At 68.7% G+C, this 15,505-nt stretch carries 13 protein-coding genes; 9 read left to right on the plus strand and 4 right to left on the minus strand.

Annotated features, from left to right (window positions below):
• Positions 1-2: 2 nt before the first annotated feature.
• Positions 3-1,181 carry a winged helix DNA-binding domain-containing protein gene (locus KV110_RS12165; protein ID WP_218475995.1) on the minus strand — a complete coding sequence of 393 codons (1,179 nt, stop codon included), beginning with the start codon at positions 1,179-1,181 and terminating at the stop codon, positions 3-5.
• Positions 1,182-1,278: 97 nt separating this feature from the next.
• Complete coding sequence (locus KV110_RS12170; protein WP_218475997.1) at positions 1,279-2,007, minus strand: SDR family oxidoreductase; 729 nt, start codon at positions 2,005-2,007, stop codon at positions 1,279-1,281.
• Between the two features lie 77 nt (positions 2,008-2,084).
• On the opposite strand from KV110_RS12170, the gene KV110_RS12175 reads away from it, so the two are divergent.
• On the plus strand, positions 2,085-2,462 hold the full coding sequence (locus KV110_RS12175) for a MerR family transcriptional regulator (RefSeq protein WP_246634486.1): 378 nt from the start codon (positions 2,085-2,087) through the stop codon (positions 2,460-2,462).
• A gap of 124 nt (positions 2,463-2,586) precedes the next feature.
• Here KV110_RS12175 and KV110_RS12180 read toward each other — a convergent pair whose 3' ends face one another.
• Complete coding sequence (locus KV110_RS12180; protein ID WP_218475999.1) at positions 2,587-4,635, minus strand: hypothetical protein; 2,049 nt, start codon at positions 4,633-4,635, stop codon at positions 2,587-2,589.
• Between the two features lie 330 nt (positions 4,636-4,965).
• A complete protein-coding gene (locus tag KV110_RS12185) occupies positions 4,966-5,307 on the minus strand; it encodes an ArsR/SmtB family transcription factor (protein ID WP_218476001.1) in 342 nt (113 codons plus the stop codon).
• A gap of 107 nt (positions 5,308-5,414) precedes the next feature.
• Between KV110_RS12185 and KV110_RS12190 the strand changes: the two genes are divergently transcribed.
• The 8 genes from KV110_RS12190 (at position 5,415) to KV110_RS12225 (ending at position 15,496) form a co-directional block, all read left to right on the plus strand.
• Entirely contained in the window at positions 5,415-6,626 is a 1,212-nt protein-coding gene (locus tag KV110_RS12190) for an MFS transporter (RefSeq protein ID WP_218476002.1), read from the plus strand.
• A 125-nt stretch (positions 6,627-6,751) separates the two neighbouring features.
• The gene (locus KV110_RS12195) at positions 6,752-7,723 is read left to right on the plus strand and encodes an alpha/beta hydrolase family protein (protein ID WP_246634487.1); all 972 of its coding nucleotides are present in this window, start codon (positions 6,752-6,754) and stop codon (positions 7,721-7,723) included.
• 150 nt (positions 7,724-7,873) lie between these two features.
• Positions 7,874-8,740 carry an arylamine N-acetyltransferase family protein gene (locus tag KV110_RS12200; protein WP_218476006.1) on the plus strand — a complete coding sequence of 289 codons (867 nt, stop codon included), beginning with the start codon at positions 7,874-7,876 and terminating at the stop codon, positions 8,738-8,740.
• Between the two features lie 73 nt (positions 8,741-8,813).
• Positions 8,814-10,565, plus strand: a complete 1,752-nt coding sequence (locus tag KV110_RS12205; protein WP_246634488.1) for a penicillin-binding transpeptidase domain-containing protein — start codon at positions 8,814-8,816, stop codon at positions 10,563-10,565.
• Between the two features lie 99 nt (positions 10,566-10,664).
• Positions 10,665-12,284 carry a serine/threonine-protein kinase gene (locus tag KV110_RS12210; RefSeq protein WP_218476009.1) on the plus strand — a complete coding sequence of 540 codons (1,620 nt, stop codon included), beginning with the start codon at positions 10,665-10,667 and terminating at the stop codon, positions 12,282-12,284.
• A 28-nt stretch (positions 12,285-12,312) separates the two neighbouring features.
• Positions 12,313-12,915 carry a maleylpyruvate isomerase family mycothiol-dependent enzyme gene (locus KV110_RS12215; protein ID WP_246634489.1) on the plus strand — a complete coding sequence of 201 codons (603 nt, stop codon included), beginning with the start codon at positions 12,313-12,315 and terminating at the stop codon, positions 12,913-12,915.
• A 113-nt stretch (positions 12,916-13,028) separates the two neighbouring features.
• Entirely contained in the window at positions 13,029-14,366 is a 1,338-nt protein-coding gene (gene hisD / locus KV110_RS12220; RefSeq protein ID WP_218476011.1) for a histidinol dehydrogenase, read from the plus strand.
• Positions 14,363-15,496 carry a histidinol-phosphate transaminase gene (locus KV110_RS12225; protein WP_218476013.1) on the plus strand — a complete coding sequence of 378 codons (1,134 nt, stop codon included), beginning with the start codon at positions 14,363-14,365 and terminating at the stop codon, positions 15,494-15,496. Before hisD ends, KV110_RS12225 begins: the two co-directional genes overlap by 4 nt.
• The last annotated feature ends 9 nt before the right edge of the window (positions 15,497-15,505 follow it).

Below are 15,505 nucleotides of genomic sequence, written 5' to 3' on the forward strand. Positions count from 1 at the left end.
ACTCAGGCGGTCAGTTCGCGTTCGAGGGGAGTGCGGAAGCGGGGGATGGCGCGGACGTCGCCGAACCAGTCGGCGGTTCGGGCGGCCTCGGTCTCGATCATGGCCGTAGCGTCCGCGCCGACGTCTTCCAGTAGGCGGTAGACGATTTCGCCGTCCTTGCGCTGGGCCCAGCCGCCGACGATGCGGCCGTCCCACCAAATGGTGGGGCCGACATTGCCGTTGCGGTCGAACAGGGCCGGTGCGTGCGCGCCGAGGTACCAGTCGCGGGACTGCCAGCCCATCGGGGTCGGATCGAGGGCGGGCAGCAGGGCCGCCCAAGGTTGCGGTGCCGCAACGGGTTCCGCGTCGTCGGCGAGCAGCAGGCCGGTGCTGCCGTTCAGGTCGACCTCGACCAGGTCGAGGTCGGTGAGTGCCTTGCGGACTTCGCCGAGACCCCAGCCGGTCCACCACTTGATGTCGGTGATCGGGGCGGGGCCGAAGGCGTGCAGCCACTGCCGGATCAGTTCGGCGCGTGCTTGTTCGATCGGCATCGCCGGAACACCGTCGGGCAGCCAGGATTCGATCGGCGCCCAGGTGTACTGGCTGCTGGTCCAGCCGCCGTTCGGGCGGCCGCGGACGATGCGGCCTTCGCAGCCGAGTGTCACCAGCACCCAGGTGGTGATGTTGGTCGGCTTCGAATATGCCTTGTCCGGCGCGGTATTCACCTGGGTGCGCAGCCGGGGCACATCCTTGCTCAGCTGCGCGCCGGTGGCCGCGCCCCTGGCGAGCAGCGCGTCGTGCGTTTCGGCTTCCACCTCGGCGAGCCAGGTCTGCACATCGCCGTCGACGACGCCCGCCATCTCGATATACCTGCCGTAATTGCGTCGCTGCTTGTGCGCCAACGCATCCGCGCACGACGCCTGCAACACCGGAACCAACTCGACCGGAACGACGAACATGGTGCGCCGCATCGCGAGCATGCGCAGCAGCGTCCGATCGGTGTAGAGCGCCAGCTCGACATCGGCCGGGGTGGCGGTGTTGCTGCGCGCCCCGACGGACAGGAACACCGTCGCCGGATCGGTCGCGTGCAGGGCGACCAGTGACCGGGCGATCTCGGCGACGTCGTCGGACCTGGTCGCCGCCGCGAGCCGGTGGCGGATGGCCAGCCGAGCGCGCCGCTCGGTCACATCAATCGAACGCATAGGCGAATCCTAGCTTTCGATGGTTCGGATCAACGCCCGAAGCCCGCAGTGCGGCTGACCACCATATCTGCCCGAAGGCAGCGTCGCCCGAGGCCGCTCAAGCCGCCGTCAGCGCCGCGAGGGCGCGGTCCATCGCGGTGTTGAACTCCTCCGGGGTCAGCGGCAACCTGGACTTGACGTCCCGGCTCCACTGGTCGGCCAGGACCTCGGCGGAGTCGTTCTCGACACCGTCGAGGACGGCGGCGGCCAGGTCCGACGGCGCGAGCTTGTTCACCGTCCACCCGGCCGCCATGTCGGTGTCGGCCAGGCCCAAGTGAACCGCCGTCACGAGGGTGCCCTGCTCGGCGAGCTCCCGGCGCACCCCGTTGGTCATGGCCCAGGCGGCACCCTTGGTCAGGTGGTAGGAGTTGGCGCCGTTGACCCCGAACCACGACATGGCAGAAAGGATGTTCACGACCGCACCCCCGCCGTTCGCTGCGAGCGCCGGTGCGAGCTCCCGGATCATGGCCAGCCCACCGAACACGTTGGTCTCCAGCTCATGGCGCACGCTGTCGAGCGAGCCGGTCACCAGGTCGGTGCCCGTCTGGATGCCCGCATTGTTGACCAGTAGCGAGACGTCGGGCGCTGCGTGGGCGGCGGCGCGCACAGATGCGGCGTCAGTGACGTCGAGAGCTATCACCTCGACGTCGGGCAGATCCACGGTTTCGGGACGACGAGCCGTCGCGTAGACCTTGCGGGCGCCCCGTTCGAGCAGGGCCTGGGCCAGGGCGCGGCCCAGGCCGCGGTTTGCTCCGGTGACGAGGGCGACTGAGTTGTTGATATCCATGTCAGGCACACTAAAACCTGACGTTGACGTCAGAGGCAAGCATTGGGTCCGCGGAACGCGGCGTGAGAGGAGTCACCATGACCGTCACGGATACGGCGACCGAGCACCTGATCCGTATCGGCGACGTGGCGCGCGGCGCCGGTGTCTCGGTGCGCGCCGTGCGCTATTACGAGCAACAAGGGCTGCTCACCGCCGAGCGCAGCCCATCCGGCCAGCGCCTCTACCGGCAGGACGCCGTCACCCTGGTTCGCTTCTTCCAGCAGATGTACGCCGCTGGACTGACCAGCCGAAGAATCGCCGAACTCCTTCCATGCTGGGACTCCGGGCACACCGACGCCGAGCAGCGAGCCATGCTTCGCGCCGAGCGCGACCGCATCCAGGCCAAGGTCGACGACCTGCAGGCCGCCCTGGACCGCCTCGACGAGGTCATCGCGATCACGGACACGCACCCGTAGGCGCGGCCGGTTCGGCGCCGCCTGATCGAACTCGCGCTCAGCGGTATAGCGGATGGCTCGAGCTACGGTCTGCCGAGCCTTCCTCCGCAGCGGCCGACAGCGGCCTCGTGAGATGGATATCTGGCTAGCCTTTGCGGAGTAGTCCGGTGACACCGGCGAGGAGGACGACGGTGAAGATCCAGGCGAGGGTGCGTAGGGCGGGGAGACCGAGGGTGAGGACGGCGGGGGCGGTGGAGCTGATGGCCCAGTCGGCTTTCGTTACTCCGGTCGCGGCGGGGAGGACACCGGCGAGGGTGTAGTTGAATGTGTTGAAGCACGGATAGGCGGGGTAGCGGCTACAGGAATCGGCGGCGGTGATCGGTTGGGGTGCGGGCGTGTGGGTTTCGGCGGCGTGCGCCGCTGCGGTTTTGTCCGCGGCGGCCCGGTCGGTGGGGACGAAGTGTTCGGTGTTGTGGTCGGTAATGAAGACCCCGAGAAGTAGTGCTCCCGCGAGCCACACGGCGGCCCACAGTGGGTAGTAGCCGTGCCCGGCGACAGCTAGATATATCCAGCGCAGCGGTTTCGTTGACCAGGGGGCGTGTGCGGTGGTTTCGTTCGCGGCGGTGAATCGGAGTCGGCGTGCGTCGGCGGGTTGTCCGTTACGGTCGTAGACCGCAGCCAGTGCGTGCCAGGGTTGGGCCGTGAACCCGTGCCCTGGGGGAGTGGACTTCAGCCATTGTGTCGCGGCGAGGCGGTCGGTACGGATCAGTCCGTGGACATCGGTGATCTGCCAACCGGTGGCGATCAGCCGCCCGAGCGGCGGGATCTTCGGTGAGGTCCGCAGATCGGTGATCGTGGCCCGGGTCAGATCGGTTGTCCCGTCGACGTGAGCTGGGGTCAACCTCAACGTTGTGATGTCACTGGACTCGAGGTAGAGGGCGTAGCCGTTGGGGTTGGTGAGGGTGGCACCGTTCAGCGAGAGAACGCTGATGGTCGCGGCGGGGGCGCGGACCTGTCCGGTGGCGGTGAACCCGTCGTCGGCGAACAGGCTGCCCGTGATCGTCGCCCCATCGAGGGACAGTGCGTAGCCGTCGGGGTTGGTGAGGGTGGCACCGTTCAGCGAGAGCTGGCCGCCGATCTTCGCGCCGAGGGCGCTGAACTCCCCGGTGGCGGTGAACCCGTCTTCGGCGAGCAGGCTGCCGGTGATCGTCGCCTGGTCGAGGGTCAGGGCGTTGCCGTCGGGGTTGGTGAGGGTGGCACCGTTCAGCGAGAGCTGGTTGCCGATGGTCGCGCTGAGGGCGCGGACCTGCCCGGTGGCGGTGAACCCGTCGGCGAACAGGCCGCTAGTGATCGTCGCCTGATCGAGGGCCAGGGCGTCGCCGTCTGGGTTGGTCAGAGTGGCACCGTTCAGCGAGAGCTGGCCGCCGATGGTCGCGCTGATTGCGCGGACCTCCCCGGCGGCGGTGAACCCGTCGTCGGCAAATATGCCGCCGGTGATCGTCGCCTGATCGAGGTAGAGGGCGTTGCCGTCGGGATTGGTGAGGGCGGCACCCCTCAGTGAGAGCTGGCCGCCGATGTTCGCGCCGATGGCGCGGACCTGCCCGGTGGCGGTGAACCCGTCGGCGGCGAACAGGCTGCCGGTGATCGTCGCCCCATCGAGGGACAGGGCGTAGCCGTCGGAGTTGGTGAGGGTGGCACCGTTCAGCGAGAGCTGGCCGCCGATCTTCGCACCGAGGGCCCGGACCTCCCCGGTGGCGGTGAACCCGTCGTTGGCGAACAGGCCGCCGGTGATCGTCGCCTGGTCGAGGCCGAGTGATTTGATGTGGGAACTGTTGAGGTTCAGTTCTTTTAACGTCGAACCCGTCAGATCGATGTGATCCTCGATGCGGCATGCCGTGAGGTGTAGAGGGTGCTCGAACTTGACGTTTTCCAGATCGACCGGGCCGATGATCCGAGCGCCGTTGATCCGAACCCCATGGGGATCGACAGCAAGATTTCGGTCGATCAAGACTGTGCGCAGCGCGGCCGCCGGTATCTGGCGGTCAGGTCCCCACTTATCGCCATCGGCCGGATTCCGGGCGGCAGAGTCGGCAGCAAGCCCTTCTGCCAGATCGAGTGGCTCACCCCGCTCAGCTGCCGCGGTAAGCCGTTCTACCCACGCCGTAATGTCGTCAGCCCGCACTTGCGCAGTCACGAAGACGATCGTTGCGCACTGACCGGGCCGAGGTGGCGATGTTGGCAACACTGGCCGCACCCTCGCCTTCCTCAGCCGCACAGGGATTCTCCGCAGCGCACGGACTGACGGTTCGACAAGACCCCCCCGCGTTACAAGCAGCGAACGCGGCACCAACGTCGCGCGATGAACGAGAGTGCTTGCACACGGCTACCGGCGCGTTCACCAGCAAGATCGGTGACACATACGATGGAAAAGCGGTGACAGATACCGTGATCAGCACCTCGATTACGCCCAGGTCGACGACCGCCCCCGGTGACAACTGTGGTGGTTAGTCACACGCGGGCCGCGTCATGGCGTTGGGTCCCAGGCGCGGACCAGGTCGAGCAAGCCGGGGAAGCGGGCCTCGAGGTCGTCGATGCGGACCTTGCTGCGGCGCTCGAGTCCATAGCGCTGCTGTCTGGTCACGCCTGCTTCGCGCAGCACCCGGAAGTGGTGGGTGAGGGTGGATTTCGGCCGCTTGAGGTTGAACCAGCCGCACGAGCGATCGGTGTCGGGGGATTCGGTCAGGAGTTTCTGGACCATGGTCAGCCGTAGCGGGTCGCTGAGCGCGGCGAAGATCTGGTCGAGACGCAGGTCGGCGCGGTCCGGCTCGGGGAGTCGGGTATCGGGGGCTGCGGTGGCCGATGGCATCGGGTCTCCTGAGGTCGTCGGTGCCCTGTACGTATTTTATCGTACTAGATGCTAGGTTCGACTCCAGTCGTATAAGTACGAGAAAAGTCGAACTAGTGGAGGTCGGAATGGCGATGCTTGCGGCGCACCGGGAGTCCGGGCGGGCGGACCGGCCGAAGAACGGCATCGTGTGGTTGGCGGCGTGGCCGGTGATGGCGGTGTTCGTGCTGTCCAACGCGGCAACGCCGCTGTACGTGGTGTGGCAGCGCGAGCTCGGTTTCTCCGCCGGCACCCTGACGGCGATCTTCGCCGGTTACATCGTCGGATTGCTCGGCGCGCTGCTGGTCGCCGGGGTGGTGTCGGACCGGGTCGGGCGTAAACCGGTGCTGCTGCCCGCGATAGCGCTGGCGATGGTGGCGTGTGTGCTGTTCGCCACCGCGAGTTCGGTTGCGGTGCTTGCTGTTGCCCGCCTGCTCACCGGAGTCGCGGTGGGCGCGGCCGTGTCCGCGGGGATGGCGGCGGTGACCGATGTCGGTGGCGCGGCGCGCAAACGGCTTGCCGCACTGGCGGCTTCGTCGGCGATGGTGTTGGGCGCCGGGTTCGGGCCACTGCTGTCCGGTGTGCTGTCGGAGACCGTGCCCGGCCCGACGGTGACTATTTTCATTGTCGAGATCGCGCTGCTCGTCTCGGCTTTCGGGGTAGTTGTGCGGCTGGATATGCCGAAAGGCGCGGGCGGGCGCGGGCCGTGGATTCGCATTCCCGCGGTGGCACCGGGCGGGCGGACGGCGGTGCTGCTCGGTATCGCGGTCTTCGCACCTGGCATCACATCGACCTCGTTCGTGCTGTCGCTGGGTCCGTCTCTGCTCGCGCATCTGCTCGGTGCGACCAATCGAGTGATCGCGGGCGGGCTGGCGTTCGTGATGTTCCTCGGCGCCACCGGAATTCAATTCGCGGTGCGGCGGTTGCGGGTGCGCGCGATTCTGCTCGGCGGCGCGGTCGCCACGACGACGAGCATGCTGACGTTGCTCCTGTCGCTCCGGCTGTCTTCGCTCGCGCTGTTCGGGATAGCCGCGGTACTGGCCGGGATCGGGCAGGGCCTGGGCCAATTCGGCGGCCTCACCGCGATCAGCGCCAGCGTCGGCGCCGACCGGCTCGCCGAGGCGAACGCCGCGCAGAACGTGGGCGGCTACCTGCCCGCCGCAGTGCTCCCGGTGGCTGCCGGATTCCTCAGCGACGCAATCGGTTTGACGGGCGGTGCGACAGCCTTCGCCATAGTGGTGAGTGCGGCGGCGGTCGGCGGTGGTGTTTTGGTCAGCCTGCGGTCCGCCGCTGCGGTGTAAGCGGTCGGCGGGTGGCCGACGCAGCTGGTACCGCGGTAGCGATGAAACAAGCAGGCGGGTGCGGCGGCTCACGACGATCGGCGTGCCATTATTCGAGGATGAGGCGCGGATACGTTCTAACTGCGGTGAGTGCGCTGTGGGGTGCGTTCGTGGTGACCGGCGCTGTCGCACCGCCCGCGGTGGCCGAGCCGGAGTGCTCGACGCAGGTGGCGGTGCGGCCGGTGACGTTGACGGTGGATGGCGAGGACGCGACGGGTCGGGTGTACGAGCCGTTCCGGTGCGGGCCGGGCGATCTCCCACCGACGGATCTGGTCGTCGCGGTGCACGGGCACGACGGGTCGTCCGCCGACTATGCGGGCTATCTGACATCGATCTCCCGCCGGACCGGTACGCCGGTGCTGTCGATGGATCTGCGCTCGGCGGACAGTGTCTGGCGGACCGGCGAGTGGAACCTGTGGGCGGGCTGGCGCGACATCGTGGCAGCGACCCAGTGGTACCGGGACCAGCACCGTTCGATCGCGCGCACGGTCCTGTGGGGATGGAGCCAGGGCGGCATCATGAGCGGGCTCGCGGTGGCGCACGGACCGCGCGGACTGTTCGACTACTGGGTCGACAATTACGGTCCCGCAGACGATTTCACGATGTGGCTGGGCTCGTCCGCGGTGGACCCGGACCTGCCCGCGCAGATCGAACGCGACGCGGGCGGCTGCACGCCCGTTGTCTGCCCGCAGGCCTACGTCGAGCGTTCGCCCGCGCTGCTGGCCGGGCGGATGGACGTGCGGCGCGCGTTCCTGATCCACGGCACCGGCGACGATGTGGTGCCGTATGCGACGACGCTGGAGATGCGGGCCGGGCTGCTCGCCGCGGGCAAGCCGACCTCGATGTACACCATCGTCACCGGTCGCGACCTGACCGGCGCGGTGGTCCCCGGCGATCACAGCGTGGGCCCGGCTTTCTTCGAGGGCGGCTGCGTTGTCGAACGGTTGCTCCTCGGCACCGAGCCCACCGACGGCTTGGATCGCGACTATCTGGTCGACGTCGCACACGGCATCGCCACCGCCCCCGCCGCCCCGCCTGACGCCAAGTGCGCCGCCTGATACTCGCTGCGGGGCAGAATTGCCTGGCCATCGCCTCGGCAGTTCCGGAACGACGTGACGGCCGCCACCGGCGGCGAGCGACCTGGACGGGAACATCATTGTGGACACGGCGGTTGACGTACTCGATATCGACGACGAAGTGAGGGTGAGATGAGCAAGCCGACGGACCCGGCCTACCACTGGAACAGCGCCGACCTGGACCTCGACGGGTACCTGGCGCGCATCGGGTTCGACGGCGAACGCACACCGACGGTGCGGACGCTGCGCAAGCTGGTCTACGCGCACACCACCTCGATCCCGTTCGAGAATCTGGAGATCATGCTCGGGCGTCCCATCCTGCTCGACGTGAAGGCGTTGCAGGACAAGCTGATTCAGCGGCGTCGCGGCGGCTACTGCTTTGAGCACGTCGGGTTGTTCGCGGCGGTACTGGAACGGCTCGGGTTCGGTGTCACCGCGCTGACCGCTCGGGTGAGCATGGGCGCGACGACCGGCTTGCGCCCCGCCACCCACGCCCTGCTGCGCGTGACCACCAGCGATGATGATCGAGTGTGGTTGTGCGACGTCGGATTCGGCGCAGGCCCGCTCGAACCCTTCGAATTGTCCACGGAAACCGGCGAATTCAGCGCGGGCGCGTGGCAGTTCCGGCTGGAGCTTACCCGCGGCGAGCTGGACAGCGATCTGTGGGTGGTGCACGAATTCGGCAAGGAAGGCTGGATCGAGCGCTACGCCTTCACGATGAACCCGCAGTACCGCATCGACTTCGCGGTCGGCAACCACTTCGTCTCGACGTCCCCCCGCTCGCCGTTCACCACCCGCCCGTACGCCCAGCGGTTCCGGCCGGATGTCCACCTGACGATCGACGGCACCACGCTGACCACCGAGCGGCCGGACGGAACGAGCGACGCGCGGCTGATCGAGGCGGCGGACCTGCCGAAGATTCTGGCCGAACTGTTCGACATCGAGCTCGACGAGGCCGATGCCGCCGCCCTGGTCGAGGGCTCCCGACGGGCAGGCTGAGCCGGGCGTGCCATCGGTCGACCTCGGCGCAGCCTCCGCCGCCGGGCCGGGATCGACCGATACAGTCGGCGGGGTGCGTACCCACCGGAAGTCCCTCGTCCTGTTCGCCGCACCCGTGCTCGTGCTCGCCGCCTGCTCGTCCGGCCCGGACCAGCCCGACACCGTAGTAGGCCAGTTCGCCGACGCGCTGAACCGCGACGACGTCGCCGCGGCGGCGGACCTCACCGACGACCCGGCCAAGGCGTCCGACGCCCTCGGCAAGCTCTACGACGGCCTCGGCAAGGAGGTGCGCTTCGACGTCCGGTCGATCGACAAGGACACCTTCACCCTGGCCGCCACCTGGAAACTCGGCAAGGACGGCAAGGCCGAGTGGGCCTACACCACCACCGGCACCGCGAACGACGGCGGCGACGGCTGGAAGGTCAAGTGGAATCCGGACACGGTCGCACCGGGATTGGCCGCGGGGCCGCTGAGCTACAGCCCGGTCTATCCGAAGCCTGCCCGCATCCTCGACGCCAGCGGCGGGGAGTTGATGACTCAGCAGGTGGTCACGCTGGTCAATGTGAGTCCTGGCGCCGACACCGCCGCACTCGCCGCGCTGCTCCAGCCGATCTCACCCGGCATCACCGCGCAGTCACTGCAAACGGAACTCGCTGCGGCGCAAGGCAAATCGATCACCGCGATCAGCCTGCGCGACACCGACATCGCGCCGATCCAGGCACAGTTGGCCGCCATGCCCGGTGTGACGCTCGCACCACAGACCCGTCTGCTCACCACCGACAAGGCCCTCGCCGCCCCCACCCTGTCCGGGCTCGCCGAGCTGTGGCAGCAGACCGCCGACGACAACGCGGGCTGGGCGGTGCGCGCGCAGACCGCCGATGGCACCCAGCGGGTGGGCGGCCAGGATCCGAAGCCGACCGCCGACATCGCGAGCACCCTCGATATCGACCTGCAACACGCGGCCGAGGCGGCGCTGGCGCCGATCACCCAGCCCGCGGCGATCGTCGCGCTGCAACCATCCACCGGCAATGTCGTCGCGGTCGCCCAGAACGAAGCCGCCGACGCGCAGGGGCCGATCGCGTTCACCGGCCTTTACCCGCCCGGTTCGACGTTCAAGACGGTCACCGTCTCCGCCGCGTTGCAGGCGGGCACGGTCACCCCGGACACGGTGCTGCCCTGCCCCGGGGTCGCGAATATCGAGGGCCGCAAGATCCCCAACGACAACAATTTCGACCTGGGACAAGTCCCGCTACATACCGCGTTCGCGCGTTCGTGCAACACCACCATGGGCGCGCTCGCGGTGAAACTGCCCGCCGACGCGCTGACGAACGCGGCCGCACAGCTCGGTCTCGGCGTCGACTACGTCACACCCGGACTGACCACGGTCACCGGCAAAGTCCCGCCCGCGGACACCCCCGCGCTGCGCGTCGAGTCCGCGATCGGACAGGGGCAGGTGACGGCGACACCGTTCGGCATGGCGCTGGTCGCCGCGTCCATCGCGCACGGCTCGGTGCCAGCGCCCGCCATCGTCCAGGGCAGGCCCGGCACCCCGGACAAGGTCCCCGCACCACTGCCCGCGGCCGTTGCCGACCAGGTGAAGACCATGATGCGGGAGACGGTCACCGCGGGAACCGCAACCCAGTTGCGCGACATTCCCGGTCTGCTCGGCAAGACCGGCACCGCCGAATTCATTGATGACAAGCACGCACACGGCTGGTTCGTCGGCATCGCCGATGACCTGGCGTTTGCGGTATTCGTCAACGACGCGAACAGTTCCGGTCCTGCGGTCGACGCGGCCGGTCGGATGCTGCGCGCGGCGCGCTAGTTCCGGCGCGCCGATCTGGGCGGAGAATATGCCCGTGCTGGCGCGGACCGAAGTTCCGCGGCCCGCTACACTCGTCCCCGGACCGCGTCAGTAAGCAATATGCGGGATGTCACGATTTCGAGAAGGTTCGGAGTAGGCGCCATCGATACCGGTCAGTTGATCGCGGAGCATTACCGCCTGGTCGAGCGGATTGGTAGCGGCGGCACAGGTGTTGTTTGGCGTGCCATCGACGAGCGCTTGCAACGCTCGGTGGCCGTCAAGCAGATCCACATCAAGCCGAGCCTGCCCGAGGCCGAGCGTGATGTGGTGCGCCAACGAGCGATTCGAGAGGCCCGCAATGCCGCTCGATTCCAGCATCCGAACGCGATCGTCGTGTTCGACATCACCGAGCATCATGGCGATCCGTGCCTGGTGATGGAGTACCTGAAATCCAACAGTCTGGCCGGGGTGCTGTCCGCGCAGGGGCCACTGCCATTGACGCAGGTCGCGCGGATCGGTGAGCAGGTCGCCTCGGCACTGATCGCCGCGCACGACGCGGGCATCGTGCACCGCGACGTGAAGCCGGGCAACATCCTGCTCGACGACCACGGCACGGTGAAAATCACCGACTTCGGCATCTCTCGCGCGGCAGGCGACGTCACGCTCACCGAGACCGGCCTGATCTGCGGCACCGCCGCCTATCTCGCACCCGAGATGGCCCGCGGCGCCGACCCCACCCCCGCGTCGGACGTCTTCGCTTTGGGCGCAACACTTTTCCACGCGCTGGAGGGCGAGCCGCCGTACGGTGCGAACGCCAACCCGCTCGCCGTGCTGTACGCGGCGGCCAACGGTCAGGTGAGCGAACCGCGAAACGCCGGTCCCGCAACGGATTTCCTGCTCGACCTGCTCAGCCCGGAACCGCGCGACCGGCCGACCATGCGCGCCGCACTCGACCACCTCGCCGCGTTCGCCGATGCGGGCCCCGCGCCGGTGACCGCCGGATTCGTCCCCGCCAGTGAGGCTTTCGTGCGCCGCCGCAACGGCGCGCCGGAATCGGCGACGCGTGCGCTGCGCCCCTCGGCGGTGTCCGCGCCGGTGCACCAGCCGACCGAACGGCAGCCGCGCCCAAGGCCCGCGCCGCCGCGGCCCGCGCAGCCGAACACCGCGACCCACCCGCGCACCACGGCCCAGCCCAGACCGGCGCCGCCGCGCAAGTCCGGCGGCAAGAGCAAGGCCATCATGGTCGGTGCGCTGATCGGCGCGGTCGTCGCGGTAGCGGCGATCGCCTTCGCCGCCATGACGAAACAGGACACCAATTCGCCTACGGTGCAGGCGAGTCCGCCGTCGTCCAGTTCCCCGACCGGTGGGACGAGCTCGACCGCCCCGGCCGGGGCGGTCGGTAAGACCCCGAGCGATGGCAAGGTCACCGAGGGGCCCGCGGCGGCGCTGGTGAAGCGGTTCTACGACGACGCGAGCGGGTCGTGGTCCACGCTGACGCCCGCGGCGCAGAAGCTCTACGGCTCCGAGGCGGCGTTCCGTCAGTACTGGAATACGCATACGGTCGAAAACTTCGCCAGCATCCGGGCGGCCTCAGGGGGCAACAACTCCGACGGTTCGCTCGACATCGAGCTGGCCAGCCTCATTGTCGACGGCCAGGACAGGCCGATGACCCTTCGGGTGATCAACTCCGGTGGCAAGCTGCTACTCGACAGCGATACCCGCTTTCCCTCCCTTTCCTGAAAGGCGTTCGTGCCGCTAACCTTTCGGCATGGATGTGCGGGGGATGCTGGCCGAGGAACGCGCCGAACTGATTTCGTTGCTGCGCACGTTGAGCGACGAGGAATGGGCGGCTCCGTCGCTGTGTCGCGGCTGGCGGGTGCGTGACGTCGTCGGGCACCTGCTCTACGACACCATCGCACTGCCGACCTATGGCGCGATTGCTGCCCGATCCGGGTTCTCGATCGATGGATTGAACGGGCGGCTGGTGGAAAAGGCCAAGGCGCTCCCGACCACGGTGCTGGTGGACAAGCTCGAAGCCGAAGCAGGACGGATCGCCAAGTACGCGCCGAGACTGATCTTGGCGGACGTCATGGTCCATCAGCAGGACATCCGCAGGCCGCTCGGCCGGACGCGGACGATCCCGGCGGATCGCCTCACCACCGTCCTCGACCATCCCGACCCGTTCGCCCTGCCATGGCGTCGCACCAAGGGACTGCGGTTCGTGGCCACCGATGTCAGCTGGTCGAAGGGCAGCGGGCCCGAGGTGCGCGGCCCGGGGGAGGCGATTGCGCTCGCGGTCGTCGGACGCGCAGTCGCGGTCGATGAGCTGGCCGGTGACGGCGTCGCCGAGCTACGCCGCCGCTGCGCCTGAGACGCGGGGCCTACCTGAGCAGACCGTCCGGATAACGGCTGGCGTCGGAACGTTAGGCTGGTAGCTGCAACTTTCCTGTTGCGGATTCGGCTGAAGACAAGGATCGACACCACATGACATCCCGCATCGAGCTCGCCCGCGTTGATCTGCGCGGTCGCACTCCCTCCGTTGCCGAGCTGCGCGCCGCGCTGCCGCGCGGGGGAGTCGACGTGGACTCGGTGCTGCATCAGGTGCGGCCGGTGGTGGAAGCGATCCGTGATCATGGCGTTGCGGCGGCGCAGGAGTACAGCGAACAGTTCGACGGGGTGACCCCGGCGACCGTGCGGGTGCCCGCGGCCGAGCTGGACAAGGCACTGACCGAGCTGGACCCCGCCGTGCGCGCGGCGCTGGAAGAATCCATCGCCCGCGCCAGGAAGGTGCACGCCGATCAGCGGCGCACCGACAAGACCACCGAGGTGGTGCCCGGCGGCACGGTGACCGAACGCTGGGTGCCGGTCGAGCGGGTCGGGCTCTACGTGCCCGGCGGCAACGCGGTCTACCCGTCGAGCGTGGTGATGAACGTGGTGCCAGCGCAGACCGCGGGTGTCGGCTCGCTGGTGGTGGCCTCGCCGCCGCAGGCGCGGTTCGGTGGCCTGCCGCACCCGACGATCCTGGCGGCCGCGCGGCTGCTCGGCGTCGACGAGGTGTGGGCGGTCGGCGGCGCGCAGGGCGTCGCGCTGCTGTCCTACGGCGGCGTCGATACCGACGGCGCGCAGCTGGAGCCGGTCGACCTGATCACCGGACCCGGCAATATCTACGTGACCGCCGCCAAGCGGCTGTGCCGCGGCCTGGTCGGCATCGATGCCGAGGCCGGGCCGACCGAGATCGCGATCCTGGCCGACGCGACCGCCGACCCGGTGCACGTGGCCGCGGACCTGATCAGTCAGGCCGAGCACGACGTGCTCGCGGCCAGCGTGCTGGTCACCGACAGCGCGGAGCTGGCCGACGCGGTCGACGCGGCACTGAGCAGGCAGCTGACCGTGGTGAAGCACGCCGACCGGGTGACCGAGGCGTTGCGCGGCAAGCAGTCCGGGACGGTGCTCGTCGACGACATCGAGCAGGGTCTGCGCGTGGTGAACGCCTACGCGGCCGAGCACCTGGAGATCCAGACCGCCGACGCCGCCGCCGTGGCGGCCCGGGTGCGCAGCGCCGGAGCGGTTTTCGTCGGCGCGTACGCACCGGTGAGTCTCGGCGACTACTGCGCGGGCTCCAATCACGTGCTGCCGACCGCCGGATGTGCCAGGCACTCTTCGGGTTTGAGCGTGCAGACGTTCCTGCGCGGCATCCACGTCGTCGACTACACCGAGGCGGCGCTGAAGGATGTCGCCGGTCACGTGGTCGCGCTGGCCAATGCCGAGGACCTGCCCGCACACGGCCAGGCGGTACAGGCGCGGTTCGAGGCGCTCACATGACCAGGCAGGCCACCGTGCCCGGCGCGGACATCAGCCTGGACGACCTACCGCTGCGGGAGAACCTGCGCGGCAAAAAGCCCTACGGCGCACCGCAATTGACGGTGCCCGTGCAACTGAACACCAACGAGAACCCGCACCCGCCGAGCCGGGCGCTGATCGACGATGTCGCCGAATCCATTCGCGCCGCCGCCGCCGACCTGCACCGCTACCCGGACCGGGACGCGGTGGCGCTGCGCAGCGACCTGGCCGAATACCTCACCCGGCAAACGGGTGTCGCGGTCGACACCGACAATGTCTGGGCGGCAAACGGATCCAACGAGATCCTGCAACAGCTGTTGCAGGCATTCGGCGGACCGGGCCGCAGCGCACTGGGTTTCGTGCCGTCGTACTCGATGCACCCGATCATCTCCGAGGGCATCGACACCGAGTGGCTCGAAGCCGAGCGCAAGGCGGACTTCGCCCTCGACATCGACGTCGCCGTGACCGCCATCGCGGAGCGCTCGCCGAACGTGGTGTTCGTGACCAGCCCGAACAACCCGACCGGGCACAGCATTGCGCAGGACGACCTGGCGCGGATCCTCGAAGCCGCGCCGGGCATCGTGGTGGTGGACGAGGCCTACGGTGAGTTCTCCGCGCAGCCGAGCGCCATCGCGTTGATCGATCGGTTCCCGACGAAACTGGTGGTGACCAGGACCATGAGCAAGGCATTCGCCTTCGCGGGTGGCCGCCTCGGGTACCTGGTCGCCGCGCCCGCGGTGATCGACGCGATGCTGCTGGTGCGGTTGCCGTACCACCTGTCGGTGGTCACCCAGGCGGCCGCGCGCGCGGCACTGCGGCACGCCGACGAAACCCTCGGCAGCGTCGCGGAACTGGCCGCGCAGCGCGATCGGGTGGCGGCGGCGTTGCGCGACATCGGCTTCGACGTGATCCCCAGCGACGCGAATTTCCTGCTGTTCGGCCGGTTCACCGACGCGGCCCGCACCTGGCAGCGCTACCTGGACCACGGCGTGCTGATCCGCGACGTCGGCATCCCCGGCTACCTGCGCGCCACGATCGGTCTCGCCGCGGAGAACGACGAGCTGCTGAAGGTCAGCCGCGTCCTGGTCCACACCGACCGCACGCCCCGATGAATCCGCCTG

The sequence above is a fragment of the Nocardia iowensis genome (genome assembly GCF_019222765.1).
GTDB classification, from domain to species: Bacteria; Actinomycetota; Actinomycetes; order Mycobacteriales; family Mycobacteriaceae; genus Nocardia; species Nocardia iowensis.